This window comes from Cupriavidus basilensis, from assembly GCF_000876015.1.
Taxonomy (GTDB): Bacteria; Pseudomonadota; Gammaproteobacteria; order Burkholderiales; family Burkholderiaceae; genus Cupriavidus; species Cupriavidus basilensis_B.
The window spans coordinates 104,371-131,292 of sequence record NZ_BBQM01000007.1; the positions used below are offsets into that span (position 1 = coordinate 104,371).

Sequence of the window (26,922 nt, forward strand, 5' to 3'; positions counted from 1 at the left end):
ATGTGCCCCTAAGTCGATGATAGATGGCCGCTTTTCCCGCTTGCGCACAGTGCCTGTGGATAACTTTGTTGAAAACTCGTCCGGCGTTCCCGCCAAGCCCCGTAAATCAAGGCTCCCACGGGCATTCGGCCGCGCACTTGACCAGATGCAAAGCCTTGTAAATCAAGGACTTGCGGACCTCCCTCAGATGAGTTAGGGACTAACCCCCTCTTGCACTGCGGAAAACCCATTGATGTGCATAAGTCAAGCCTTGACAAGCGCGAAGCGGCACCGAAAGGGCGAAATATTGCAAAATAGTTTACTTGACAGCGCTTCGTGCCAGCCTCCCGCGCCACCCGGATTCACCAGCGCGGCGCAGCCGCCACGCTCGCTGCGCCGCACAGCCCGCGCGCGCCGGCCAGCGCGGGCGCATGCGCCGCGTGCCACCTGGCCCGTCACTTGGCGGCGCTGCGCAGGTGGCGGCTGTAGCGATGCACCTCGTCCACCAGCACCGTCACGTTCTCCGGCGGCGTGAACTGCGAAATGCCGTGGCCCAGGTTGAACACGTGGCCGTCGCTGCCGCCGCCGGCGGCGTAGCTGTCGAGCACGCCGCGCACCTGCGCGCGGATGGCCGCTTCCGGCGCGAACAGCACATTGGGATCGATATTGCCCTGCAGGGCGACCTGCCCGCCGGTGCGGCGGCGCGCCTGCTGCAGGTTGACGGTCCAGTCCAGCCCGAGCGCGTCGGCGCCGATGCCGGCCAGCTCTTCCAGCCACAGGCCGCCGCCCTTGGTGAACACGATCACCGGCACCTGCTGCCCGTCGTGCTCGCGCTTCAGGCCGGCCACCACCTGGCGCATGTAGGCCAGCGAGAAGGCCTGGTACATGCCGTCGGCGAGCGTGCCGCCCCAGGTGTCGAACAGCATCACGGCCTGCGCGCCGGCCTCGATCTGCGCGTTCAGGTAGGCGGACACCGCCTGCGCGTTGATGCCGAGGATGCGGTGCATCAGGTCCGGGCGTCCGTACATCATGCTCTTGACGGTGCGGAAATCCGCCGAGCCGGCGCCTTCGACCATGTAGCAGGCCAGCGTCCAGGGGCTGCCCGAGAAGCCGATCAGCGGCACCCGCTGGCGGCCGTCCTGCACCAGCGCGCGGCGGATCTCGCCGACCGCGTCGAACACGTAGCGCAGCGAGGCCATGTCGGGCACCGCCAGCTTCATCACGTCGCCCTCGGTGCGCAGCGGATGGGCGAAGCGCGGGCCTTCGCCCTGCGCGAACGACAGGCCCAGGCCCATCGCGTCGGGCACGGTGAGGATGTCGGAGAAGAGGATGGCCGCGTCGAGCGGGTAGCGCTCGAGTGGCTGCAGAGTGACCTCGGTGGCGTAGGCCGGGTTCTTGGCCAGGCCCAGGAAGCTGCCGGCGCGCGCGCGCGTGGCGTTGTACTCGGGCAGGTAGCGGCCGGCCTGGCGCATCAGCCACAGCGGGGTGTACTCGGTAGGCTGCCGGCGCAGTGCGCGCAGGAAGGTGTCGTTCTGCAGTGCGGTCATGGTCATCCTCGTAAGACCGCCATTCTAAGGGATGGCCGGGTGCCGCCGGCGCTGTCGGTGGTGGCGTCGGCGCGGTGCCGTCAAATGTCGTCGGCCAGTTCCCTGAACGCCTGCGCGGCGCGGCGCATCCATTCGCGCGCGCGCGGCGCCTCGGGCTGCAGCCGCGCGAAACCGTGCGTCATGCCGCTGGCTTCGAGCGTGATGACCGGCGCGCCGTAGCGCACCAGATAGTCGGCGTAGGCCAGGCCGTCGTCGCGCAGCACGTCGTGGGCGGCCACCAGGACCACGCTGGCCGGCGGCAGGTGGCGCGGCGCGGCGCCCATCAGGTGGATGCGCGTGTCCTCGATGGCCGCGCCGGCGGCGAGCTGCTGCTCGCCGATGAACTGGGTCCAGAACCACGCCATCTCGTCGCGCGTGAGGCCCGGGCCGTCGGCGAACGCGCGATAGCTTTCGGTGGTGAGCGCGGGCGCGGTGACGGGGTAGATCAGCAGTTGCGCGTTGACCAGCCCGGGATGGCCGTGCGCGTTGGCCCAGCGCGCGGCCTGCGCCGCGAGGTGGCCGCCGGCGCTGTCGCCGGCCACGGCCAGGAAGCGGGTGTCGAGGCGCAGGCGGGCGCGCTGCTCGGCGAACCACAGCACGGAATGCAGCGCGTCGTCGCACGGCGCGGGGAACGGATGCTCGGGCGCGAGGCGGTAGTCGACGCTGGCCACGGCGCAGCCGGTGTCGGCGGCCAGCAGCGCGGCCACGCTGTGATGAGTGTCGTGCGAGCCGACCACCCAGCCGCCGCCGTGGAAGTAGACGATCAGGCGCGGCTCGGCCACGCCCTCGGGCCGGAACAGGCGGGCCGCCAGCGTGCGCCCGTCCAGCGGGATGGCGAGGTCGGTGGCGGCGATGCCCTCGGGCTCCGGCGCGAGCGAGAGCGCCGCGATCTCGGCGAAGCGCGCGCGGCGCGCGGCGGCGTCGGCCGGCGCGGGCTGCCCGGCATAGCGTTCGGCGAGGCGGCGGTAGTAGTCGAGGATCTGGGGGTCGATGGCCATGTCGGGATGAGACGGGTTCGGTCGGGTCGGAACTGCGCATGCCGCGGCGGCGCTGCGCAATCCCGCAGTGTAGCGGCGTTCGCGGGTTCGGGTGTCCGGGGCGCTCGGGGTGTCCGGGGTGTTCAGGCGGGCGCGCGCGTCAGCTCGATCGCATCAGCTCGATCTTGACGCAGCGGTCCTGCACCGCCAGCAGGCCGGCGGCGCGGGCGCGGTCGAACGCTTCGTCGTTGACGATGCCGAGCTGCAGCCAGACGCCGCGCGCGCCGATGGCGATGGCGTCCGCGACCACCGGCGGCACGTCCTCGGCGCGGCGGAAGATGTCGACCCAGTCGATGCGCTGCCCTTCGGCGGCCAGCGCGCGCGCCGCGTCGGCCAGGCTGGCGTGGCAGGGCTGGCCCAGGATCAGCGTGCCGGCGTGGCGCGGGTTGACCGGCACGATGCGGTAGCCGCGCGCCTGCATGAAAGCCGCCACCTCGTGGCTGGCGCGGCCGGGATTGTCGGACAGGCCTGCCACGGCGACGGTCTTCATCGCCAGCATGCCCTGGATGGCGGTCTGCATCTCGCTCACGTGCGTGCTTCCTTCTGTTCGGGTTCGGGGATTCTGCCGCGGCTCTCGCCGGACGGGCGGGCGCAGGCGCCCAGCCGCGCGAACGGCACCGCGGCCCGGTAGGCGCCCTTGGCGAACGGGCCCACGGCATAGGGCGCATAGTGCAGCACCACGCCGCCGCGGTACAGGGTGAAGGGCGTGCGCGCGTCGTGCAGGGCCGCCTCGTCGAGCAGGCCGCGCTCCGGGTCGGCGGCGCCCTGCTGCCGCAGCGACGCCTCCAGTTCCGCGTTGAGCTTCTGCAGGCAGGCCTTGCCGGGCGCCAGCAGGTCGGCGAGCCGCACCGGCACGTAGGCGGCCTCGGCGCCGGCGGCGGAGGCCGCCGCGGCGTCGTCGCGGCGCCACGTGCCGCCGGCGTAGTCCAGGCTGCCGTGGGCGCCGCCGCTGTAGCGCCAGGTGGTGCGCAGCAGGCTGACCACACCGGCGTCCAGCGTCGCCAGCTCGACGGCGCTGCGGCATTCGAGCCCGCCCTCGCCGCAGCCGCCGGCGCGCAGCGAGGCGATCAGCGCGTCGACGGCCGCGCTGCCGGTTTCCGGGTAGCGCTCGGCGAAGCGCGCGCCGCCCACCTCCGCCACGCGCTCGCGATAGACCGCCGTGCGCGTGAGCATCAACTGCCTGGCGCTGCCGTCCGCGCCGGTCCACACGCCGGTGGCGGTGCGCCCGTCGGCGGCGACAGCCCCCTCGAAGCGGACGTTGCCGGATGCCTGCGCATCGCTGGCGGCGGTCGGCGGCGCGTCGCGCTCGCGCAGGCTCAGGCTCAGGCGGCCGTCGGCTGTCAATTGGCCATCCAGTTGACGCGGGGTGGCCGCGAGCCTTGAATCGTAACGAAGGGTTCCTTCGACCATCTCGGTGCCGGGACGCGGAAATAGCGTCAGCGAAACCTGCCCGGACTCGCCGGGCTCGCCCTGCCAGAAGGTGCCGGCGATGGCCGGCGGCCCGTCCGCAAGCGCCAGCGCGCAGGCCGGCGGCGCGGCGCCGAGAACGGCGGCGAGGCCAAGCTGGACAAGGCCATTTCGGACTTGTACGCATTCACGGCGAAGCGGGGGAATGGCGGAAGGAAGCGGCATGGCGGTCGGCGGCCAGACCGCGGCGCGGATGGCTGGCAAGCGAAAGCTATGGGACCGGCGGCGCCCGGTGGTGTTCCCGCCGCCTTGCGGCAAAGGCGGAAATATGCGGACGATGAAGCCTATTTGAACGACGTTTCGGTTACGGCGCTTTCAACTTATTGCAAACCGATACATTTTGTTACTGCCATTGCCAAAAGTTTCCCCCACAATGCTTTAACACAATCAGTTTTTGTGAAAGGCGTTCCCTCCCCCAAACCGAAAGGGAGGGCGTCGTGAAGAAAGCCTTTGGAAGCAATTCCCACCCAGTTTGACCGGATCGCGAGCCATGCCCGCGGTCGGTGTACCAGGTTGTGAAGATTGTTGGCGCGTTTCGGTTCCGGCTGGCTGGATCGTCTGATTGCGATCGGTGCCGCCTGACCGGATGCTGAACCACCTTGCCGGATGCGATGATCCGACTGGAAAGTGGCCGGCGCCTGTTGAATGACCTGGACCTTACCCGTTCCTTCGAATTGACCCCTCGAAGGGATTTTCCCGTCCGCGCGGTGCCTCCCCGGCCCGCGCGCTTTTTTTTTTGTGCTGAGCCGTCAGAATAGTCGCAGCATCGTGAAAAAGGCAGCCTCGCGGCTGCCTTTTTTTGTCGCCACAGCCAAAAAACAACAGCCGTCGCGGACTGCGCCCGGTGCCGCGTTGCTCAGCGCTTGCGGCGCAGGCGCGCGATGGCCGCCAGTTGCGCAGCCGCAACAGCCAGCTCGCTCTGGGCACGTGCCAGGTCGAGGTCGCTGCTCTGGTTCTGCATCAGTTCCTCGGCCGCGCGCTTGGCTTCCTGCGCCTTGGCTTCGTCGAGATCGCTGCCGCGAATGGCGGTGTCCGCCAGCACGGTCACGTGCTTGGGCTGCACTTCGAGAATGCCGCCGGCCACGAACACGAACTCTTCGCTACCGTCTTCCTTCTCGATGCGCACCGCGCCCGGCTGGATACGCGTGATCAGCGGCGTATGGCCCGGCAGGATACCCAGCTCGCCCGACTCGCCCGGCAGCGCCACGAACTTCGCCTGGCCGGAGAAGATCGACGCTTCGGCGCTGACGACGTCTACAAGAATGGTTGCCATGTGAATTCCTTTGTTCCAGAAAGCGTTGGCTTCCCGTTGCCAGGAAGCAGGTTTCCCACCTTCCGGCCGGCGCGCGCGCCGCGGACAATCCCTGTCCACGGCATGCGCGCGGGCCCGCGCGAAGGCGAAAGACCCCGCTTACTGGAGCTTCTTGGCCTTCTCGAAGGCTTCGTCGATCGAACCGACCATGTAGAACGCCTGCTCGGGCAGGTGATCGCACTCGCCGTCCACCAGCATCTTGAAACCACGGATGGTTTCCTTGAGCGGCACGTACTTGCCCGGCGAACCCGTGAACACTTCCGCGACGTGGAAGGGCTGCGACAGGAAACGCTGGATCTTCCGCGCGCGCGACACCGATTGCTTGTCTTCCGGCGACAGTTCGTCCATGCCCAGAATCGCGATGATGTCGCGCAGTTCCTTGTAGCGCTGCAGCGTCTGCTGCACGCGGCGGGCCACGTCGTAGTGTTCCTGGCCGACGACCTGCGGGTCGAGCTGGCGCGAGGTCGAGTCGAGCGGGTCGACGGCGGGGTAGATACCCAGCGCGGCGATGTCACGCGACAGCACGACGGTCGAGTCCAGGTGCAGGAAGGTGGTGGCAGGCGACGGGTCGGTCAAGTCGTCCGCAGGGACGTACACGGCCTGGATCGAGGTGATCGAGCCGGTCTTGGTCGAGGTGATGCGCTCCTGCAGCTTGCCCATTTCCTCGGCCAGCGTCGGCTGGTAGCCCACGGCGGAAGGCATGCGGCCCAGCAGTGCCGACACTTCGGTACCGGCCAGCGTGTAGCGGTAGATGTTGTCGACGAAGAACAGGATGTCGCGGCCTTCGTCGCGGAACTTCTCGGCCATGGTCAGGCCGGAGAGCGCCACGCGCAGACGGTTGCCCGGCGGCTCGTTCATCTGGCCGAACACCATGGCCACCTTGTCGAGCACGTTCGAGTCCTTCATTTCGTGGTAGAAGTCGTTCCCTTCACGGGTACGCTCGCCCACGCCGGCGAACACCGACAGACCGCTGTGCTGCTTGGCGATGTTGTTGATGAGCTCCATCATGTTCACGGTCTTGCCGACGCCGGCGCCACCGAACAGGCCCACCTTGCCGCCCTTGGCGAACGGGCACACCAGGTCGATCACCTTGATGCCGGTTTCGAGCAGGTCCACGGAAGGCGACAGCTCGTCGAACTTCGGCGCCTTCTGGTGGATCGAGCGCTTCTCGTCCGAAGCGATCGGGCCGGCTTCGTCGATGGGGCGGCCGAGCACGTCCATGATGCGGCCCAGCGTGCCGTGGCCGACCGGCACCGAGATCGGGGCGCCAGTGCTCTTGACCGACATGCCGCGGCGCAGGCCGTCCGACGAACCCAGGGCGATGGTACGGACCACGCCGTCACCGAGCTGTTGCTGCACTTCGAAGGTCAGGCCCTTCTCGGCGAACGAGGCTTCGTTGCTGTCTTCCAGCACGAGCGCCTCGTACACCTTCGGCAGCGCGTCGCGGGGGAACTCGATGTCCACCACGGCGCCAATGCACTGCACAATATTTCCGATACTCATTTCGTATCTCCGATAGCTTGAATACTTGACGCCTTAGACGGCAGCGGCACCGCTGACGATTTCCGACAGTTCCTTGGTGATCGCTGCCTGACGGGTCTTGTTGTAGACCAGTTGCAGTTCGCCGATCACGTTCTTGGCGTTGTCGGATGCCGCCTTCATGGCCACCATGCGCGCCGACTGCTCGGACGCCATGTTCTCGGCCACGGCCTGGTACACCAGCGCCTCGACGTAGCGGACCAGCAATTCTTCCACCACGGTCTGGGCGTCGGGCTCGTAGATGTAATCCCACGAGTAGGCGCGCTTTTCATCTTCGGTCTGGGCAAACTTGTCGGCGGGGAGCGGCAGCAGCTGCTCCACCATCGGCTCCTGTTTCATCGTGTTGATGAACTTGGTGTAAGCCAGGTACACGGCATCGACTTCACCATTGGTGAAAGCGTCGAGCTGGACCTTGATCGCGCCGATCAGTTTTTCCAGATGCGGGGTGTCACCGAGGTGCACCACGTGCGAAACCACCTTGCCGCCGATGCGGCCCAGGAACTGCATGCCCTTGGAACCGATGGCGGTGCTCTGCACCGTCACGCCGCGCGCCTGCAGCTCGCGCAGTTCGTTGGTCACCGCGCGCAGCACGTTCGTGTTCAGGCCGCCGCACAGGCCCTTGTCGGTCGTCACCACGATCAGGCCGGCGCGCTTGACTTCGCGCGCCACCATGAAGGGGTGCTTGAACTCGGGATTGGCCGCAGCCAGGTGCGCCGCGATGTTGCGCACCTTCTCGGCGTAGGGACGGGCATTGCGCATCCGTTCCTGCGCCTTGCGCATCTTGGACGCGGCGACCATCTCCATCGCCTTGGTGATCTTGCGCGTGTTCTGCACGCTCTTGATCTTGGTTCGAATTTCTTTCGTTCCGGCCATATCTTCCTCTCCATTCGTGCCGCGCCGGGGCCGTCATGGCAACGGCGGCCCGGCGCAGATTCGTGGAATTACGCGGTTAGAACGCGGCGGACTTCTTGAAATCCTCGATCGCGGCACGCAGCGCGGCTTCGTCTTCCTTCGACAGATCCTTGGTCTCTTCGATGCGGTTGACGAGGTCGGCGTACTTGGTCTTCAGATGGTCGTGCAGGCCCTTCTCGAAGGGGAGAATGTCCTTCACGTCCACGTTGTCGAGGAAGCCGTTGTTGGCTGCGTACAGCGACGCGGCCAGCTGCCACACCTGCAGCGGCAGGTACTGCGGCTGCTTGAGCAGTTCGGTCACGCGGCGGCCGCGCTCGAGCTGCTTGCGGGTGGCGTCGTCCAGGTCGGAGGCGAACTGCGCGAACGCGGCCAGCTCACGGTACTGGGCCAGGTCGGTACGGATACCGCCGGACAGCTTCTTGACGACCTTGGTCTGGGCGGCACCGCCGACGCGCGACACCGAGATACCGGCGTTGATGGCGGGACGGATACCGGCGTTGAACAGGTCGGTTTCCAGGAAGATCTGGCCGTCGGTGATCGAGATCACGTTGGTCGGCACGAACGCGGACACGTCGCCGGCCTGCGTTTCGATCACGGGCAGCGCGGTCAGCGAGCCGGTCTTGCCGGTCACGGCGCCCTTGGTGAACTTCTCGACGTAGTCGGCGTTCACGCGGGCGGCGCGCTCGAGCAGGCGCGAGTGCAGGTAGAACACGTCGCCGGGGTAGGCTTCGCGGCCCGGCGGGCGGCGCAGCAGCAGCGACACCTGGCGGTAGGCCCAGGCCTGCTTGGTCAGGTCGTCATAGACGATCAGCGCGTCTTCGCCGCGGTCGCGGAAGTATTCGCCCATCGTGCAGCCGGCGTAGGCGGCCAGGTACTGCATGGCGGCCGAATCCGAAGCCGAGGCGGCGACCACGATGGTGTATTCCATCGCGCCCAGTTCCTCGAGCTTGCGCACCACGTTGTTGATCGTCGAAGCCTTCTGGCCGATCGCCACGTACACGCAGAAGACGCCCTTGCCCTTCTGGTTGATGATGGCGTCGACGGCCACGGCGGTCTTGCCGGTCTGGCGGTCGCCGATGATCAGCTCGCGCTGGCCGCGGCCGATCGGCACCATCGCGTCGATCGACTTCAGGCCGGTCTGCACCGGCTGGCTCACCGACTGGCGCGCGATCACGCCAGGGGCGACCTTCTCGATCACGTCCGTTTCCTTGGCGTTGATCGGGCCCTTGCCGTCGATCGGCTGGCCGAGCGTGTTGACCACGCGGCCGAGCAGTTCGCGGCCGACCGGCACTTCCAGAATGCGGCCGGTGCACTTGACCGGGTCGCCTTCCGAAATGTGTTCGTAGTCGCCCAGCACCACGGCGCCGACGGAGTCGCGCTCGAGGTTCAGCGCGAGGCCGAAGGTGTTGCCGGGGAATTCCAGCATCTCGCCCTGCATCACGCCGGACAGGCCGTGCACGCGGCAGATACCATCGGTCACGGAAATCACCGTGCCGGTGTTGCGCACTTCAGCGTCGGCGCCAAGACCCGAGATGCGGGACTTGATCAGCTCGCTGATTTCTGAGGGGTTCAGTTGCATCACAATGCTCCTAATTCTTCAATCCGTCGGCCGCTGGGCGCTTGCGCGCCTCAGGCGGTCAGCGCGACTTGCATCGCAGCCAGGCGGGCACGCACGGAGGTGTCGAGGACTTCGTCGCCAACCTTGACGCGCACGCCGCCGATCAGCGACGGGTCTACCGCAACCGTGGGCTGCAGCTTGCGGCCGAACTTGCGTTCGAGCGCGCCGACGAGGTCGGTCAGGGTCGCGCCTTCGATCGGGAAGGCACTCGTGATCTCGACATCGGCCGACCCTTCGCGGGCGTTCTTGAGCGCATGGAACTGCTCGGCGATCTCCGGCAGGACTGCCAGGCGGTGGTTTTCCACCAGCAGGCCGACGAAGCGCTTGGCCTCGTCGTTGACCGGAGACTTCAGGGCCGACAGGAACAGTGCGGCCAGCTTGTCGCCGGGCACGTTCGGATCGCCAGCCACCGCCTTCATGTCGGGATTGGCGGCAACCTGCCCCATCTCCGACACCAGCTCGGACCATGCATCCAGATTGCCGCTCGACTCGGTCGCGACGCGGAACAGCGCCTCGGCGTAGGGACGGGCAATGGTTGCGGTTTCAGCCATGATTAGAGCTCAGCCTTGAGTTGATTGAGCAGGTCGGCGTGGACCTGCGCGTTCACTTCGCGCTTGAGGATCTGCTCGGCACCCTTGACGGCCAGCACGGCAACCTGGTCGCGCAGCTGTTCGCGCGCGCGGGTGACCTGCTGTTCGGCTTCGGCCTTGGCCTGGGCGATGATGCGTGCGGCTTCCGCCTGGGCGTTGTGCTTGATCTCGTCGGCCGTCAACTGGGCGCGCTTCTCGGCGTCGGCGACGCGCTGCGCGCCTTCGGTGCGGGCTTCGGCCAGGGCCTGGTCCACGCGCTTGTTGGCCAGTTCGAGCTCAGCCTTGCCCTTTTCGGCAGCGGCGAGGCCATCGGCGATCTTCTTTGCGCGTTCGTCGAGCGCCTTCACCAGCGGCGGCCAAATGAATTTGGCAACAACCCACCACAGGATGAAGAACACGACCATCTGCGCAAGAAACGTTGCGTTCAGATTCATGGTGTGTTCCTTTCGGTAATCAAACTACAGATAAATGCGCAAGGGCGGCCAGGCTAAGTGGCCCGCGCCGCCCGTCAGCATCATGCAGACCGAAAAGAAATTACTTGATGACAGCCAGCAGCGGGTTGGCGAATGCGAACAGCATTGCAACGCCCACGCCGATCAGGAATGCCGCGTCGATCAGGCCAGCCAGCAGGAACATCTTGGTTTGCAGCGGGTTCATCAGCTCGGGCTGACGTGCGCATGCTTCGATGTACTTGCCGCCCATCAGGGCGATACCCAGGCAGGCGCCGATTGCGCCCAGACCGATGATGATGCCGATACCGATGGCGGTCAGACCCTGGATGTTGGCGAGATATGCTTGCATGACGACTCCTTAAATTGAGAAGAGACTTAGAACCAAAAAACCAAAAACCAAAAAACCGGAAAATCAGTGGTGGTCGTGTGCCTGGCCGATGTACACCAGCGTCAGCATCATGAAAATGAAGGCCTGCAGCAGGACGATCAGGATGTGGAAGATCGCCCAGACGGCACCGGCCAGCACGTGACCGACGAAGCCCAGCGCGGACAGGTCCGCGCCGAACGTCCAGATGGAGCCCAGCAGCGCGATCAGCAAGAACACGAGCTCGCCGGCGTACATGTTGCCGAACAGCCGCATGCCGAGCGAAACGGCCTTGGCCAGGAATTCGATGACGTTCAGGATCAGGTTGAACGGGGCCAGGTACCACTTGGCGCCGAACGGGGCCGAGAGCAGTTCGTGCGCGAAGCCGCCGACGCCCTTGATCTTGAAGCTGTAGTAGATCATCAGCACCAGCACCGAGCACGACATGCCCAGCGTGCCGTTCAGGTCGGCCGTGGCGACGGCGCGGTGGTGCGGCAGGTGGATGTGGAAAATGCCCAGGAACTGGTTCAGGCCGGTGACCCAGTCGACCGGGATCAGGTCGACCGCGTTCATCACGGTGATCCAGCAGAACACCATCAGCGCCAGCGGCGCGATGAAGGAGCGGTCGCCGTGGATGATGCCCTTGGCCTGGTCGTCGACCATCTCGACGATCATCTCGACGAAGGCCTGGAAGCGGCCCGGCACGCCGGCGGTGACGCGGCGCGCGGCGGCGTACAGGAACACCACGGCGATCAGGCCGCACAGCACCGCCCAGAACACGGTGTCGTAGTTGAGCACGCTGAAGTCGACCACCGAGGCTTGCTTGCCGCCGACGGAATTCAAGTTCTGCAAGTGTTCGGCGATATAGCCGGAGGGAGTGAGCGCCTGTTCGGCGCCTTGAGCAGCTGACATGTCGAAACGAACCGTAATATTGCGAAACCAGTTGCCGGCATGCTGCCGGTACGCTTCTTGCACCGCCTTCAGCGTGAGTCGCTGGTCACCGCGGGCAAGGACGCCTTAACCTTATCTGCGCCGCGCTTCACCGCTGTGACGCGCCACGCCAAAACACTCTTGATATTCCGTTTTCGTGCCCCACCTCGATGGAATGCACTACCTACGAACCTCCGCGCCACGCCGCCTCGCCGCTCCCGCGGACTGGCCCGCGGCGCCTGCGCGCCTCAGCGAATCGCCAGCGCCACCCAGTAGGCCTTGAGCGTCAGCAGAAACGTGACCAGCATCGGCACCCAGCGCAACTCGCGATACAGCACCACCACCAGCACGAACAGGGCGACCGTGGCAAACACCTTGATGGCCTCGCCGACGACCAGCCCGCCGACCGAGGTGCGCTCGCGCGACATCCACAGGCGCAGCGCGAAGAAGCCGCTCGGCACGAAACACACGACGCCGCCAAACAGCGCGGACCAGCCTGCCGCCGCGGCATTGCCGCCGGCAAACAGTCGCCAGGCAAGGGCCGACAAGATCGTCACCGCCACCTGCGCCAGCACGACCCTGCCCGGCGTCATGCGCGAAGGGCGCAGCGCACGCGCGCCGAACAGCGTTTCCGCGTCCGCGCGTGACAGCGGTTCGACCGCCTCTTCTTCGCGCTGCGCCTCGTCATCCCAGGCATCGCGCGGCTGCCCGTCCTTTTCCTGACGGGCATCTCGACGATCTGAAACCACCTGCTTATTGCCTCTGCTGGTTGTTGACTCCATCCGGAACTTTTCCGAACCGGCCAGATTTCAAACCGCACGATTTTACGAGGAATGCACCATCCGAGTCAATCTGCTTACAGACTCCTTGCAACGGTGCGCAACCTCGCGCCCACATGCCGATACTGGCCGCGCGGCCAGCGCCAGCCAATGACGCGGCAGGTAATTGAGGCGATCGGCGCGGGCGGCGCATCATCATCGTTTATCGCGCTTGCGCAAACCTTACGCAGCATCGCCGCGCGGCCGCGCGCGCCGCACCGCGGCCGTGGTCGCGTGCGCTAATCGCGCACTATTTTCGGGAAAACGCGGCGATGGCCGCTCAGGCCAACTCAGGTCGTCGGCTGGCTCTCGCCCTGCTCGCGCAGCCGCGTGAGCACGCCGTCGAGCGCGTCGTTGCTGGTGAAGTGGATGGTGAGCTGGCCCTTGCCGCGCACGCCGAGCTTGATCTGCACCGGCAGGCCGAGCGTGTCCGACAGCTCCTCTTCGAGCCGGGCCACGTCGCGCGCCGGCGCGGCGCCGTTCTGGCGCACCGAGCGCAGATCGTGGGGCTTGAGCGTGGATGCGACCAGTTTCTCGGTTTCGCGCACCGACAGGCGCTTGTTGACGATCTGGTTGGCCAGCGTGATCTGGTTGGCGCCGTCCACGGCGAGCAGCGCGCGCGCGTGCCCCATGTCGAGATCGCCGGCCATCAGCATGGTCTGCACCGGCTGGGCCAGGTTGAGCAGGCGCAGCAGGTTGGACACCGCGCTGCGCGAGCGCCCCACCGACTCGGCCGCCTGCTCGTGCGTGAAATCGAACTCGCGCACCAGGCGCATGATGCCCTGCGCCTCCTCGAGCGGATTGAGGTCCTCGCGCTGGATGTTCTCGATCAGCGCCATCGCGGCCGCGGCGTCGTCCGCCACGTCCTTGACCAGCACCGGCACTTCTTCGAGCCCGGCGATGCGCGAGGCGCGGAAGCGCCGCTCGCCGGCGATGATCTCGTAGCGGCCCGGTTCCGCCACGCGGCGCACCAGGATCGGCTGCATCAGGCCCTGCGCGCGGATGCTCGCGGCCAGCTCCTGCAGCGCGCCCTCGTCCATGCGCGTGCGCGGCTGGTACTTGCCGGGCTGCAACTGGTCCAGGCGCAGCACCGACGGCGCGCCCTCCTGCTTCACGGCATCGACGATCTCCGCCGGGCTGCCCAGCAAGGCTTCCAGTCCGCGGCCCAGGCCTTTCTTCTTTGCGGTGCTCATCTCGTTATCCTGACTTGGTGGCGGCTCGTCGCCGCCGGTTGCTGCCTGCCGGCTCCCGGCATCCTTCCCGCGCACGCGGCGCGGCGTAGCGTGGCGGGCGGCGCTCAGTCGAGCAGCTTGACCCGCGCGATCATTTCCGCGCCGAAGTCCAGGTAGGCGCGCGCCCCCTTGGAGGACGGATCGAAAGCCACGCCCGGCACGCCATAGGAAGGCGCCTCCGCCAGCCGCACGTTGCGCGGGATCACGGTCTTGAAGACCTTCTCGCCGAAGTGCGATTCGAGCTGCGCCGAGACCTGCTGCTGCAAGGTCACACGTGGATCAAACATCACACGCAGCAGGCCGATCACCTTCAGGTCGCGGTTGAGGTTGGCGTGCACCTGCTTGATCGTGTTGACGAGGTCGGACAACCCTTCCAGCGCGAAGTACTCGCACTGCATCGGCACGATCACGCCGTTGGCGGCGCACAGGCCGTTGAGCGTCAGCAGCGACAGCGACGGCGGGCAGTCGATCAGCACGAAATCGTATTCGCCGTCGACCTCGGCGATGGCGTTCTTCAGGCGGCGCTCGCGCTGGTCGAGCTCGACCAGCTCCACCTCGGCGCCGGCCAGTTCGCGGTTGGCGGGCAGCACGTCGTACTTGCCCGACTCGGAATGCTGGCGCGCCTGGGCGATCGTCGACAGGCCGACCAGCACCTGGTAGACGCTGTGCTCGAGTGACTGCTTGTCGATGCCGGAGCCCATCGAGGCATTGCCCTGCGGATCGAGGTCGATCAGCAGCACGCGCTGCGCCTGCGCCGCCAGTCCGGCGGCGAGGTTCACCGTGGTGGTGGTCTTGCCGACGCCGCCCTTCTGGTTGGCGATCACGAATACCTTGGCCATAAGCTCTTAGCTGCTCCTGCTTGATTTCAACCTGCCGGGGTGGACACCGGCGACAACCACCGGCCGGGTCAGCGGCGCGACAGCACCACCAGGTGACGTTCTGCGTCCAGTTCGGGCACGATCAGGCGCGGCACCGCCTCGACCTGCCATGCGGCCATCAGGCCGGCCGCTTCCATGCGGTCGAGCTCGGGCTGCGGATACACGCCCTTCATCGCGATCAGCTTGCCGCGCGGCGCGAGCAGGTGGCCGGCGAGCGAGACGAAATCGCTCAGCTCGGCGAACGCGCGCGAGGTGATGACCGCGTAGCCCTTGTCGTCTTCGAGCTTCTCCACCGGACCCCAGTGGGCGGCGGCATTGGACAAGCCGAGTTGCGCGCGGCACTGCGTCAGGAACGCGGTCTTCTTCTGCACGATGTCGACCATCAGCACCGACAGGTCCGGGCACGCGATCGCCAGCGGCAGGCCGGGCATGCCGCCGCCCGAGCCCACGTCGAGCACCCGGCCGCGCGCGCCCTCTTCCGCCGCCGCGCTGCGCGCCGCCTCGGCCAACGCCGGGACGGCGGCCAGCGAATCGAGCAGATGGTGCGTCAGCATCTCGTCGGGATGACGGATGGCGGTCAGGTTGTAGATGGCGTTCCACTTGCGCAGCAGCGCCAGGTAGGCGAAAAGCTGGTCGATCTGCGCCGCCGTCAGCGCGAGGCCGATGGCGGACAGGCCGGCTTCCAGCCGGCGGCGCTGGTCGGCGTCGTCCACCGCGGGGTAGCGTTGGCCCCGCACTCAGGCCGCCTCTTGCGTGGTGCCGGGCTTGGCGCGGCCCATGCCCTTCTTCTTCAGGTGCACCAGCAGCAGCGAGATCGCGGCCGGCGTCACGCCCGAAATGCGCGAAGCCTGTCCGAGCGTTTCCGGGCGATGCTGGTTCAGCTTCTGGCTGACCTCGAAACCGAGGCCGCGCACTTCGGTGTAGTCGAAACCCTCGGGCAGGCGCGTGGTCTCGTTCGCTTCCAGCTTGTCGACCTCGGCGGCCTGGCGCGCGATATAACCGTGGTACTTGATGCCGATCTCGATCTGCTCGCGGATCTGCGCGGCCAGCAGCGGATCGGCGTCGAGCGGCTGCGCGGGCGCGTACTTGCCGCCCTGGAGCGCCATCAGCGCGTCGTAGGCGACCGCCGGGCGGCGCAGCAGGTCGGCGAGGTTGTACTCGCGCTCGATGGCCTTGCCCAGCAGCGGCACGGCGTCGGCCTCCGGCAGCAGCGCCGGATTGACCCAGGTGCTCTTCAGACGCTCTGTTTCACGTGAAACCGCGTCGCGCTTGCGATTGAATGCATCCCAGCGCACATCGTCCACCACACCAAGCTCGCGGCCGACCTCGGTCAAGCGCATATCGGCATTATCTTCGCGCAGGCTCAAACGGAATTCCGCGCGGCTGGTGAACATCCGGTACGGTTCCGACACCCCGCGGGTGATCAGGTCGTCGACCAGAACCCCAAGATAGGCCTGGTCCCGGCGCGGTGTCCAGGCATCGCGCTCGCGCACGAAGCAGCCGGCGTTGATACCGGCCAGCAGGCCCTGGGCCGCCGCCTCCTCGTAGCCCGTGGTGCCGTTGATCTGGCCCGCGAAGAACAGACCCTGGATCGCCTTGGACTCCAGCGACGCCTTCAGCGCGCGCGGATCGAAGTAGTCGTACTCGATGGCGTAGCCGGGCCGCAGGATGTGCGCGCTCTCCATGCCGCGGATCGAATGCACGAGCGCGAGCTGCACGTCGAACGGCAGGCTGGTCGAGATGCCGTTGGGATAAAACTCGTTGGTGGTCAGCCCTTCGGGTTCGAGGAAGATCTGGTGGCTGTCCTTGCTGGCAAAGCGATGGATCTTGTCCTCGATGCTCGGGCAATAGCGCGGCCCCACTCCCTCGATCACGCCGGTGTACATCGGCGAGCGGTCGAGCCCGCCGCGGATGATGTCATGCGTGCGCGTATTGGTATGGGTGATCCAGCACGGCAGTTGCTGCGGGTGCTGCTCGGCGCGGCCGAGGAACGAGAACACCGGCACCGGGTCCAGGTCGCCCGGCTGTTCCTCCATCACCGAGAAGTCGATGGTGCGGCCGTCGATGCGCGGCGGCGTACCGGTCTTGAGGCGGCCCTGCGGCAGCTTCAGTTCCTTCAGGCGCGCCGACAGCGAGACCGAAGCCGGATCGCCGGCGCGGCCGCCGGTGTAGTTGTCCAGTCCCACGTGGATCTTGCCGTCCAGGAACGTACCGGCGGTCAGCACCACCGCGCGCGCGCGGAACGCGATGCCGACCTGGGTAACGGCACCGACCACGCGGTCGCCCTCCACCATCAGGTCGTCCACCGCCTGCTGGAACAGCATCAGGTTCGGCTGGTTCTCGAGCCGCGTGCGGATGGCCTTGCGATACAGCACGCGGTCCGCCTGCGCGCGCGTGGCGCGCACGGCCGGCCCCTTGCTCGAATTGAGGATGCGGAACTGGATGCCAGATTCGTCCGTGGCCGCCGCCATCGCACCACCCATCGCATCCACCTCTTTGACGAGATGGCCCTTGCCGATGCCGCCGATGGACGGATTGCAGCTCATCTGGCCAAGCGTCTCGATGTTGTGGCTCAGCAGCAGCGTCTGACAGCCCATGCGCGCAGCGGCGAGTGCAGCTTCAGTGCCGGCGTGGCCACCACCGACGACAATGACATCGAATTCTTTTGGGTAAAGCATGGACGAACCTCCTCCGGGAGGCTGGCGGGAATCATTCGGGATGCCGAATTATAGCGGCAATCGCTGCTGCTTTTTTGCGCAGCGGCATGTTTCACGTGAAACATGCTGTTTCGACAACTTGGCTGTGTTCCACGTGAAACAAAAGCGTTGGGTGCGGCGTTGGGTGCATGACGCGGCTTTCCGTTTTCCAGCTTTGCCGGTTAATGTCACCGCCCCCCTGCTCCCGCAGATACGCGACAATCCCGCTCGACCCGCTTGCCGAGGTTGGCTTGCCGCCGGCCGAACCCGACGTTGCGTTCGGGCGCCGCCTCCTCCATGTACAGCGGACGGCGGAGCTCGATCCGCGGGCTGTGGCGATGCACGACCGGCTGCCCGATTCGCACGATCAGTCGCACGCCCTTGCATGGATCATTGCGGGCCACCGCGTAGCCCATCGCCCGCAGTTCGTCCGCCACTAGCGCCACGACGGTCGACTCGCAGGTGATGTCTTCACTGTCGCCGAGCAGGAAGTCAGCCAGTGGCCTGCCGCTCGAATCTGGAGGCGCTCGTAGGCATCGTTCGGCATCGAAGGCAAGCTCCCGCGCCCAATCGCACTCAAGCGTAGGCATGCGTTACCTTCACCGTGGCCGACCGGGTGGTAGTCGCTGTCGATCCGGTTGCGTACCTCTTGCAGCGACGGCTTGCGATCATGGAGCGGCGTGGCCGCATCGAGGTCGTCGGGCAAGCGGTCCGAGTCGATATAGACCCGGCACCCTGTGTGCCGCCGGCCGGAGGCACGGCATCCCACAGCGTCTCGCCTGGTTATCCTCGCCGCCGCACAGCCTCGGCCCAGACAGCGCCGCGCGGAGGTCGACCGGATATCGCGTGCCGCCATGCGGCGTTTCGCATACCAGCGGCAACGCCGCTACCACAGCCTGGAAAGTGGGAACACCGACGATGCCGGGATGTTTTGAAATCGTTGCCCATGCCTCGGCCAGCTTGAGCAACTGCGGTAAGCACACCGCACCGCCAGCGCGCGCAGGCAGCCGCATTTCACGTAAGGCAGCGCTGACGAAAGATTGTCCCCTGCCCTGCCGCCGCATCGTTGATTGAGTGCCAGCCCGGCACTCTTGTACGACCCGCGCAGCAGGTCGATCCATGCCGATGGGGTGACTGTCCGGCACTGCTCGCGCAACGGACTCCATGCCTGCCGAGCCGCCCGCGTCTCCCTTGTTATTCATCACGATCGGCTGCCACGCCTTACACCCGCCGAACGCCGCCACGAACCGCACCGCGAGAACCAACGGCCGAACCACTGCGGTTCTACACCTCCGCGTCCACCAACGGGCAGCACTGGCTGTGGACGCCAAGCGTACCCAGTGCTGCGCCCGCAATCACCACCGGCTTCGGCCAGATCTCGATCTTGATGCAGGCGCTTCGAGTCCGACATGGACGTAGCCGTGCCACGGCGCTGCCGGGTACGCAACGAGATCACAGCCGACCGCTTGGTGGCGGCGCCGCTCGACCTGCCGATCTCCCCCGCGCGGCGATCTCCCGTACACACCGCGTGAGCAGCGCACCCATCCGGCATTTGCGCTGCGCCCTGCGTCGGGCAATAGCTGCTGGAAACGGCGGCGCAGGATCTGGATCTGGTTGGCGTGGAAAAATCGGCTGGATAAATAGAACCATCCTAAGAATTATCCAATTTATCCATGCCGTGGATACATGCAAATCACCATGACGCCAATCATTCCAGAGATAGATATTATCGTCACACCAAACAGAGTTATATTCATCGCAAAAATAAAACACGCCACCAACCCGCCAAGACGCCGGCCCGGCAATCACCTCCACATCCAACTCATGCATAAACAGCGGCCAGCGCCATGTTTGCGCATGATCCGCCCGCGATCACATCATCGTGGTTTTCACCACAGCGATCCGAGGCAGGCAATGTTGAATCCGGACTCCGGGAATGAGGCAGCACGGAAAAGAGATGCGAAAAAGAGAGCCTTGTTGCTAGCTGGCCTCCTCATCTGCGGCGCGGCGGCAGGCGCGGAATGGCTCAACGAATATCGCGCGGCCAGGGTCCTGTACTCCATCTATGGCGGTCATCTCGGCGACACCATCGCCCCTGCCCGTGGCGACAGGAAAATCGCCTTCGAGGTATCGGGCAAGGCCGCGCGGGACATCTTCGATGCCATCGGTCCCGACCGGCGCGACGCCTGCATCACCGACGCCGCCACGAGAAGCCGCTATCTGGACGATGGCAGGTTCGCCTGCCTGCGAAACCGCGAGGGCCAGTATTTCTGCCACTTCGGCTTCGATCTGACCTCGGGCAAGAGCATGGGCGGGGCGGTCTGCTGAACGGCGATGAGGCCATCATTCAGCGGATGTATGCGGCGAGAACGATGGCGACCGCACTTATTCGTCCGGCATATCGAAGTGCCCTCCACCCTCAAGCCGCCTTCCTCACCAACCCCAAATACGTCTCGATCACCTTGGGATTCGCCGCCAGTTCCGCCGCCGGCCCTTCCATCGCCATGTCGCCGGTCTCGATCACGTAGCCGTAGTCGGCCACCTGCAGTGCGGCGCGCGCGTTCTGCTCGATCAGCAGCGTGGCCACGCCAGTCCGGCGCAGGTCGCTGATGATGTGGAAGATCTCCTTCACGATCAGCGGCGCGAGGCCGAGGCTGGGTTCGTCCAGCATCAGCAGTTGCGGCTTGGCCATCAGCGCGCGGCCGACCGCCAGCATCTGGCGCTCGCCGCCGGAGAGCGTGCCGGCGTCCTGGCGGGCGCGCTCCTTGAGGCGCGGGAACAGGCCGTAGACCACTTCCATCTGGTCGAGGAAGTGCTTCTCGCCGGCGCGCTTGCGGCGGTAGGCGCCGAGCACGAGGTTGTCGGCCACGCTCATCGAGGCGAACAGTTCGCGCTTCTCGGGCACCAGGTTCATGCCGCGCGCGACTCTCCCCTCCACCGGCAGGCCGGCCATGTCGTGGCCGAGGTAGCTGACCGTGCCCGACGCCGAGCCGCCGGCCGGCAGCGCGCCCATGATGGCGTTGAGCATGGTGGACTTGCCGGCGCCGTTGGGACCGATCACGGTGACGATCCGGCCGGCCTCCACCTTGAGGCTGGCGCCATGCACGGCTTCGACCTTGCCGTAGCGCACGTGGAGGTCCTTCACTTCGAGGACGAGGCTCATGGCTGTCTCCTTACTCCACGCCGCCAAGATAGGCTTCCAGCACCGCCGGGTTCTTCTGCACGTCCTCCGGCACGCCTTCCGCGATGCGCGTGCCGAACTCCATCACCACCAGGCGGTCGGTGAGGTTCATGACGAAGTCCATGTCGTGCTCGACCAGCAGCACGCTCATGCCTTCGCCCTTGAGCTTCCCGAGCAGTTCGGCCAGCGCCTGCTTTTCCTTGTAGCGCAGGCCCGCCGCGGGTTCGTCGAGCAGCAGCAGCGCCGGGTCGCAGCACAACGCGCGCGCGATCTCCAGGATGCGCTGCTGGCCCAGCGCGAGGCTGCCCGCTTCCATGTACATGCAGTCGGCCAGGCCCACGCGCTCAAGCTGGCGCGCGGCCTCGAACAGCAGCTTGCCTTCCTCGGCCCGGTTCATGCGCAGGATCGCCGCGGCCACGCCGCCCTGCGCCGCGAAGTCGCCGCGCAGGTGCGCGCCGATCGCCACGTTCTCGAGCACCGTCATGGCCGGCAGCAGATGCACGTGCTGGAAGGTGCGGCCGATGCCGCGCTTGACGATCTCGCGCGACGGCAGCCCCGAGACCGGCTCGCCGCGGTAGCGCACCTCGCCGCGCGTGACCGGCAGCACGCCGGTGACGAGATTGAAGGTAGTGGACTTGCCCGCGCCGTTGGGGCCGATCAGCCCGACGATCTCGCCGGCATGCAGCTGGAAGCTGACATCGTTGACCGCCACCAGCCCGCCGAACTCCTTGCGCGCGGCGCGCACGTCGAGGATCAGCTCGCCGGCCCGCGGCTTCTCGCGCTGCGGCAGCGGCTCGGCGTGCCGTGGCGCGAGCGCCGGCGGGCCGCCCGGGAACAGCTTGCGGACGAACGGCCAGATGCCGTCGCGCGCATGCTGCAGCAGCAGCACCATCAGCACGCCGAACACGATGGTCTCGAAGTTGCCGTTGGCGCCGAGCAGCTTCGGCAGCACGCCCTGCAGCACGTCCTTGAGGATGGTGAGGATGCCGGCGCCGAGCACCGCGCCCCACACATGCCCGACGCCGCCCACCACCGCCATGAACAGGTACTCGATGCCGTAGTTCAGGCCGAACGGCGTCGGGTTCACCGCGCGCTGCAGGTGCGCGTAGAGAAAGCCCGAGATGCAGGCCAGCACCGCCGCCACCACGAACACCACCACCTTCATCCACGCCGTGTTCACGCCCATCGCCTCGGCCATCGTGCCGCCGCCCTTGAGCGCGCGGATGGCGCGGCCCGGGCGCGAGTCGAGCAGGTTGTGCATGGCGATGGCCGCCAGCAGCACCACGGCCCAGATCAGGTAGAACATCGCGCGCCCGGAAGCCAGTTCGATGCCGAGCACGCGCAGCACCGGAATGCCGTTGAGGCCGTCGTACTTGCCGAGGAACTCCAGGTTGCCGAACAGGAAGAACAGCGACAGGCCCCACGCGATGGTGGCCAGCGGCAGGTAGTGCCCGGACATGCGCATGGTGATGAGCCCGATCACGTAGGCCGAGGCCATCGTAATGACCAGCCCCACCAGCAGGCCGAACCACGGCGACAGCCCGAACTGCGTGGTGAGGTACGCCGTGCTGTAGGCGCCCAGCCCGACGAACGCGGCCTGGCCGAACGAGGTCATGCCGCCCACGCCGGTGAGCAGCACCAGCCCGATGGCGACGATGCCGTACAGGCCGATGTAGTTGCCCAGCGTGATCCAGAACTCCGGCGTGGGCAGCACCGGCAGCAGCGCCAGCACCACGGCGAAGGCCAGCAGGCAGAGGCGGTTGCGGCCCGCCGCGCTGCCCGGCTTGTGCGCCTTGTGCGCCCTGTCCACCTTGTCCGCGCCGCCGGCCACGGCGCCCTTGCCGTCCGCGTTCTTGACGTTTGCATTGCTCATGGCCTGCTCCTTATTCCTCGTCTTCCACGTGCTTGCCGTTGAGCGAGCGCCACAGCAGCACGGGCAGGATCAGGGTGAACACGATGACCTCCTTGAACGCGCTGGCCCAGAAGGACGAATACGATTCGAGCAGCCCGACGAGGACGGCGCCCGCGGCCGCCACCGGATAGCTCACCAGCCCGCCGACGATGGCGCCGACGAAGCCCTTGAGGCCGATCAGGAAACCGGACTCGTAATAGACCGTGGTCAGCGGCGCGATCAGGATGCCGCACAGCGCGCCCATCGCCGCGGCCAGCGTGAACGACAGGCGCCCGGCCTGCGTGGTGCCGATGCCCACCAGGCGCGCGCCGAGCCGGTTGACGGCGGTGGCGCGCAGCGCCTTGCCGGTGAGCGTGCGCTCGAAGTAAAAGTACAGCGCGGCGATCAGCAGGCCCGACACGCCCACCACCCACAGGCTCTGCCCCGACACTGTCAGGCTGCCCACCTCGAAGCGCGCCTCGGAGAACGCCGTGGTGCGCGAGCCCTCCGCGCCGAACATCACCAGCCCCAGCCCCACCAGCGCGAAGTGCACGCCGACCGAGACGATCAGCAGCACCAGCGTGCTGGCCTCGGCCAGCGGCTGGTAGGCCAGGCGGTACAGCATCGGACCCAGCGGAATCACGATCAGCAGCGTGAGCGCGATCTGCGCGGCCATCGGCATCGGCTGCGCGCCGTATTGCTGCGCCAGCAGGTGCACCGCGAGCGGAAACGCGAGGTACTTGCCCGCCAGCACCGCCAGCCGCGTGCCCGCGGTGCGGCGCAGTTCGGCGTTGCGCAGCACCGTCGCGGTGTCGTAGACGAAGGTCAGCACGCCCATGCCCAGCAGCAGCCAGCTGCTCTGCGGCGCGTGGCCGGCCTGGATCGCCGCCAGCGTGAGCGCGCCGTAGGCGACGAACTCCCCTTGCGGAATGAAGATGACGCGCGTCACCGAGAACACCAGCACCAGGGCCAGCGCCAGCAGCGCGTAGATGGCACCCGAGGTGATCCCGTCCTGCGCCAGGATGGCGGCAATCGAGAGGTCCATTGTCTCCCCGTATTTGTTTGATATGCCCGGCCGGCGGGGGCGCCGGCGGGCTGGCATTACGGATTACGAAATAGTAAACAAGTTACGCATAGCGCAAATCCCGACCAACCCTAGCTTGCGCGGCACGAGCCGCCGCGACAGCACGGCGAGACAAACAAAAAGGGCGCATGGCTGACCATGCGCCCTGCCCTGGCTTCAGCCCCGAAGCCGGCCTACTTGGTCTGCAGCTTCCACTTGCCGTCGGCGATCAGCACCATCACGCGCGCGCGCTGGTCGAGGCCGAGATGGTCGTTCGCCGTCATGTTCATGATGCCGTGCGAGATCGGCAGCTCCCTGGTCTGCTCCATCGCGTCGCGCAGTCCCTTGCGGAATTCCCTGGTGCCGGGCTGGCCCTTCTTCAGCGCTTCCGGGATCGCGCGCTGCAGCAGCAGGCCCGCGTCCCAGGCATGGCCGCCGAACGTGGAGACCTGTCCGCCGAAGGCTTTCTCGTAGGCCGTCTTGTAGGCCAGCGCGGGCTTCTTCACCGGGTTGCCGTCGGGCAGTTGCTCGGCCACCAGCAGCGGGCCCGCCGGCAGGAAGGTGCCTTCGCAATCCTTGGCGCAGACGCGCAGGAAGTCCGCGTTGGCCACGCCGTGCGTCTGGTAGATCCTGCCCTTCCAGCCGCGCTCCTTGAGCGCCTTGGCCGGCAGCGCGGCGGGCGTGCCCGAGCCGGCGATCAGCACCGCGTCCGGGTTGGCGGCCATCATCTTCAGCACCTGGCCCGTGACCGAGGTGTCGGTGCGCGCGAAGCGCTCGTTGGCCACCACCTTGATCTTGCGCATCTCGCCGACCTTGGCGAACTCCTGCGCCCAACTGTCGCCGTAGGCGTCCGCGAAGCCGATGAACGCCACCGTCTTCACGTTGTGGTCGGTCATGTGCTCGGCGATGGCGGTCGCCATGTGCGAGTCGTTCTGCGGCGTCTTGAAGACCCATGCGCGCTTGGCGTCCATCGGTTCGATGATGCGCGCCGAGGCGGCCAGCGTGATCATCGGCGTCTCGTTCTCGGCCGCCACGTCGACCATCGCCAGCGAGTTCGGCGTGACGGTGGAGCCGATCACCACGTCGACCTTGTCCTCGCTGATCAGCTTGCGCGTGTTCTTGACCGCGGTGGTGGTGTCGGAAGCGTCGTCGAGCACGATGTACTCGATCTTCTTGCCGGCGATCTCCTTCGGCAGCAGCGAGATGGTGTTCTTCTCGGGGATGCCCAGCGAAGCCGCGGGGCCCGTGGCCGAAACCGTCACCCCTACCTTGACCTGTGCGCTGGCGGTGCCCGCGCACAGGGCGGCGGCGAAAGCCAGCAGGCTGGCGCGCTTGAATGTCATCGTGTCTCCTCCGTTGCGGCAAACGAAAAGGGCATCCGCGCCGGCTTGCGGCCGGTCGGATGCCCCGGTCTGGTCTTCTTGGGCCCGATCTCGTGCCTGCCCTTGTGCCTGCCTGTCTTGGTCTTGTTCCGGTGTCCTCGCGGACCCGTGTCCAGGCGCAACGCCGGCGCCTGCCTGCTGCCCGGCGCGCGCCGAACCCGTCCGCCGCGCACCGCCTATCTCCCGTCCTGCGCGTCCACCCCGGCGGCACGTTGCCACTGATGCCGCCGATGCGGCTGATGTCGCCGATGCCGCTGATTCGCCGACCGCACGGTCGGGAATGCGTAGCGAGTCTAGCAACAGCGATATGACGCGCAAAGCAGGATTAACCCGGAGCGCCGCCCGCGCGACACACCGCGCGCCGCCGCGCAGATGCCGCGCTCAATGCCCGAACGCATCCCACGCGGTCTTCACGATCAGCGCCGCCACCACCACGATGAACACGCGCCGCACGAAGCCGCTGCCGTGCTTGAGCGCCAGCCGGCTACCCACCTGGCTGCCCGCCACGTTGGCCACCGCCATCACCAGGCCGAGCTGCCACCACACGTGCCCCTTGGCCGCCAGCAGCAGCAGCGCCGCGAGGTTGGTGGCGAGGTTGACCACCTTGGTCGAGGCCGAGGCGTGCAGGAAGTCGTAGCCGAACACGCGCACGAACACGATCATCAGGAAGCTGCCGGTGCCGGGACCGAACACGCCGTCGTAGAAGCCGATCGCCGCGCCGGCCAGCAGCGCCGCCGCGCGCTCCCGGCCGCCCGAGAGCGTGGGCGCGTGCTCGGTGCCCAGGTTTTTCTTGGCCACCGTGTAGACCAGCAGGATCACCAGCACGAACGGCAGCGACTTGCGCAGCGGCCCGGCCGGAATCAGCGTCAGCGCATAGGCGCCCGCCATCGAGAAGGCGAACGCCGACAGCATCGCCGGCAAGGTCGCGCCCCAGTAGATGCGCACGCTGCGCCCGTAGCGCACCGCCGCGTTGGCGGTGCCCGAGAGCGAAGCGATCTTGTTGGTGCCGATCAGCGTGGCCGGCGGCATGCCGGGATAGGCCGAGAACAGGGCCGGGATCTGCACCAGCCCGCCGCCGCCGGCGACAGCATCGATCAGGCCGGCAAGAAAGGCGGCGACAGCGAGAAACGCGAATTCCATGAACGCTCGGGAAACGGAGAAGGGATGAAGGAGGAAGGCGAAAGCGGAAGCGGAAGCGGTGATGGCGACGATGGCGACGGCCGCGGAAAACGGCGCGCCGATGGCGCCGCCTCAGCCAAGATGCTTGTGCGCGGGCGCCAGGCCGCGATGCCACAAGCCGCCGGCATGTGGCCCGAAACCCGCGGCCGCCGCCTGCGGCGCCGTCAGCAGCGCGGGCGCGAGCAGCAGGTGGCGCACGCCGTGCGCCCGGCACCAGTCGGCCAGCAGGCCGCAGCAGGCCAGCAGCAGCGCCGCATCCCGCGCGGCGGATTGTGCATCGTCTCCGGCGACTGGCGGCATCCACCATTCCGCGGCGAACGCCGCCAGGCCGCCAAGGCCGAGATGCGGCACCAGCGTGGCCGGCAGGCAGCCCAGCAGCGCCGCCCCGCCCTCGCCCGCCGCGGCCACATCGGAAGCCACCGTGTCGGCAGCACCTTCGGCCGCAGCCTCGGCCACTACGCAGGCGCCGCGCTCGGGCCGCGCCAGCAGGCTCTCCACCAGCGCCTGCCGCGCGCGCGCGGCGGCCACCGGCAGCGGCTGCGCGGCCTGGAGCCAGGCGTCCAGCCGCCCGGCATCGGCCGCAACCGCGAGGCGCACGCGGGGCGATACGGCGGGCATCGACGGAACAGGCGCGTCCTGCCGCTCATGAGATGCATGAGACGCATGAAGCAGCAAAGGGGAAGAATCGGAAGACATGGCGGGCACGGAAGGTGGAGACGGATTGTCTCATGTGGCCCTGGCCGTTCTTATGCAGATTCCGCATGGCGCGCTCCGGCGCACCAAAAGCGGGCACGAAAGCGGTGCGCGCGGACATGA

General features: G+C 67.1%; 25 protein-coding genes. 1 reads left to right on the forward strand and 24 read right to left on the reverse strand.

What is annotated here, in order from left to right:
* Nucleotides 1–434 precede the first annotated feature (434 nt).
* The 18 genes from hemE to KF708C_RS37005 all read right to left on the reverse strand — a co-directional run bounded on the left by hemE (nt 435) and on the right by KF708C_RS37005 (nt 18,000).
* Nucleotides 435–1,532, reverse strand: coding sequence for a uroporphyrinogen decarboxylase (gene hemE / locus KF708C_RS04785; protein ID WP_059410914.1), 1,098 nt, complete (start codon nt 1,530–1,532; stop codon nt 435–437).
* 74 nt (nt 1,533–1,606) lie between these two features.
* Nucleotides 1,607–2,563, reverse strand: coding sequence for an alpha/beta hydrolase (locus KF708C_RS04790; RefSeq protein ID WP_059410915.1), 957 nt, complete (start codon nt 2,561–2,563; stop codon nt 1,607–1,609).
* A gap of 139 nt (nt 2,564–2,702) precedes the next feature.
* A complete protein-coding gene (locus tag KF708C_RS04795; protein ID WP_043364957.1) occupies nt 2,703–3,122 on the reverse strand; it encodes a CoA-binding protein in 420 nt (139 codons plus the stop codon).
* A gap of 5 nt (nt 3,123–3,127) precedes the next feature.
* Nucleotides 3,128–4,234 carry an RsiV family protein gene (locus KF708C_RS04800; protein WP_231586386.1) on the reverse strand — a complete coding sequence of 369 codons (1,107 nt, stop codon included), beginning with the start codon at nt 4,232–4,234 and terminating at the stop codon, nt 3,128–3,130.
* A 691-nt stretch (nt 4,235–4,925) separates the two neighbouring features.
* Nucleotides 4,926–5,342 carry a F0F1 ATP synthase subunit epsilon gene (locus KF708C_RS04805; protein WP_020200453.1) on the reverse strand — a complete coding sequence of 139 codons (417 nt, stop codon included), beginning with the start codon at nt 5,340–5,342 and terminating at the stop codon, nt 4,926–4,928.
* 138 nt (nt 5,343–5,480) lie between these two features.
* Complete coding sequence (gene atpD, locus KF708C_RS04810; protein ID WP_029043060.1) at nt 5,481–6,884, reverse strand: F0F1 ATP synthase subunit beta; 1,404 nt, start codon at nt 6,882–6,884, stop codon at nt 5,481–5,483.
* 33 nt (nt 6,885–6,917) lie between these two features.
* Nucleotides 6,918–7,793, reverse strand: coding sequence for a F0F1 ATP synthase subunit gamma (gene atpG / locus KF708C_RS04815; RefSeq protein WP_020200455.1), 876 nt, complete (start codon nt 7,791–7,793; stop codon nt 6,918–6,920).
* Nucleotides 7,794–7,869: 76 nt separating this feature from the next.
* Nucleotides 7,870–9,411, reverse strand: coding sequence for a F0F1 ATP synthase subunit alpha (gene atpA, locus KF708C_RS04820; protein WP_020200456.1), 1,542 nt, complete (start codon nt 9,409–9,411; stop codon nt 7,870–7,872).
* A 50-nt stretch (nt 9,412–9,461) separates the two neighbouring features.
* Nucleotides 9,462–10,001, reverse strand: a complete 540-nt coding sequence (locus tag KF708C_RS04825; protein ID WP_020200457.1) for a F0F1 ATP synthase subunit delta — start codon at nt 9,999–10,001, stop codon at nt 9,462–9,464.
* Between the two features lie 2 nt (nt 10,002–10,003).
* On the reverse strand, nt 10,004–10,474 hold the full coding sequence (locus tag KF708C_RS04830) for a F0F1 ATP synthase subunit B (protein WP_020200458.1): 471 nt from the start codon (nt 10,472–10,474) through the stop codon (nt 10,004–10,006).
* 100 nt (nt 10,475–10,574) lie between these two features.
* Entirely contained in the window at nt 10,575–10,841 is a 267-nt protein-coding gene (atpE, locus tag KF708C_RS04835) for a F0F1 ATP synthase subunit C (RefSeq protein WP_006157246.1), read from the reverse strand.
* 63 nt (nt 10,842–10,904) lie between these two features.
* Complete coding sequence (atpB, locus tag KF708C_RS04840; protein WP_029043061.1) at nt 10,905–11,768, reverse strand: F0F1 ATP synthase subunit A; 864 nt, start codon at nt 11,766–11,768, stop codon at nt 10,905–10,907.
* Between the two features lie 266 nt (nt 11,769–12,034).
* Nucleotides 12,035–12,568 carry an ATP synthase subunit I gene (locus tag KF708C_RS04845; RefSeq protein ID WP_059410917.1) on the reverse strand — a complete coding sequence of 178 codons (534 nt, stop codon included), beginning with the start codon at nt 12,566–12,568 and terminating at the stop codon, nt 12,035–12,037.
* Between the two features lie 326 nt (nt 12,569–12,894).
* A complete protein-coding gene (locus KF708C_RS04850) occupies nt 12,895–13,797 on the reverse strand; it encodes a ParB/RepB/Spo0J family partition protein (protein ID WP_059410918.1) in 903 nt (300 codons plus the stop codon).
* 104 nt (nt 13,798–13,901) lie between these two features.
* Nucleotides 13,902–14,675 (reverse strand): ParA family protein, encoded by a 774-nt coding sequence (locus KF708C_RS04855; protein WP_020200462.1) that lies wholly within the window; start codon nt 14,673–14,675, stop codon nt 13,902–13,904.
* A gap of 68 nt (nt 14,676–14,743) precedes the next feature.
* Entirely contained in the window at nt 14,744–15,451 is a 708-nt protein-coding gene (gene rsmG / locus KF708C_RS04860) for a 16S rRNA (guanine(527)-N(7))-methyltransferase RsmG (protein ID WP_059410919.1), read from the reverse strand.
* Nucleotides 15,452–17,392, reverse strand: coding sequence for a tRNA uridine-5-carboxymethylaminomethyl(34) synthesis enzyme MnmG (gene mnmG / locus KF708C_RS04865; RefSeq protein ID WP_059410920.1), 1,941 nt, complete (start codon nt 17,390–17,392; stop codon nt 15,452–15,454).
* Between the two features lie 206 nt (nt 17,393–17,598).
* On the reverse strand, nt 17,599–18,000 hold the full coding sequence (locus KF708C_RS37005) for an N-formylglutamate amidohydrolase (RefSeq protein WP_370552787.1): 402 nt from the start codon (nt 17,998–18,000) through the stop codon (nt 17,599–17,601).
* A gap of 1,096 nt (nt 18,001–19,096) precedes the next feature.
* Here KF708C_RS37005 and KF708C_RS35455 point away from each other — a divergent pair.
* The gene (locus KF708C_RS35455; RefSeq protein WP_197090314.1) at nt 19,097–19,738 is read left to right on the forward strand and encodes a hypothetical protein; all 642 of its coding nucleotides are present in this window, start codon (nt 19,097–19,099) and stop codon (nt 19,736–19,738) included.
* A gap of 91 nt (nt 19,739–19,829) precedes the next feature.
* Here KF708C_RS35455 and KF708C_RS04880 read toward each other — a convergent pair whose 3' ends face one another.
* From KF708C_RS04880 to KF708C_RS04905, 6 genes are all read right to left on the reverse strand, one after another.
* Entirely contained in the window at nt 19,830–20,573 is a 744-nt protein-coding gene (locus KF708C_RS04880; RefSeq protein WP_059410922.1) for an ABC transporter ATP-binding protein, read from the reverse strand.
* A 10-nt stretch (nt 20,574–20,583) separates the two neighbouring features.
* A complete protein-coding gene (locus KF708C_RS04885) occupies nt 20,584–22,464 on the reverse strand; it encodes a branched-chain amino acid ABC transporter ATP-binding protein/permease (RefSeq protein ID WP_059410923.1) in 1,881 nt (626 codons plus the stop codon).
* Between the two features lie 10 nt (nt 22,465–22,474).
* Nucleotides 22,475–23,527, reverse strand: a complete 1,053-nt coding sequence (locus KF708C_RS04890; RefSeq protein ID WP_059410924.1) for a branched-chain amino acid ABC transporter permease — start codon at nt 23,525–23,527, stop codon at nt 22,475–22,477.
* 212 nt (nt 23,528–23,739) lie between these two features.
* Nucleotides 23,740–24,888, reverse strand: a complete 1,149-nt coding sequence (locus KF708C_RS04895) for an ABC transporter substrate-binding protein (RefSeq protein WP_059410925.1) — start codon at nt 24,886–24,888, stop codon at nt 23,740–23,742.
* 420 nt (nt 24,889–25,308) lie between these two features.
* Nucleotides 25,309–26,067, reverse strand: coding sequence for a sulfite exporter TauE/SafE family protein (locus tag KF708C_RS04900; protein ID WP_020200470.1), 759 nt, complete (start codon nt 26,065–26,067; stop codon nt 25,309–25,311).
* Between the two features lie 111 nt (nt 26,068–26,178).
* On the reverse strand, nt 26,179–26,724 hold the full coding sequence (locus KF708C_RS04905) for a hypothetical protein (protein ID WP_059410926.1): 546 nt from the start codon (nt 26,722–26,724) through the stop codon (nt 26,179–26,181).
* Between the last annotated feature and the right edge of the window lie 198 nt (nt 26,725–26,922).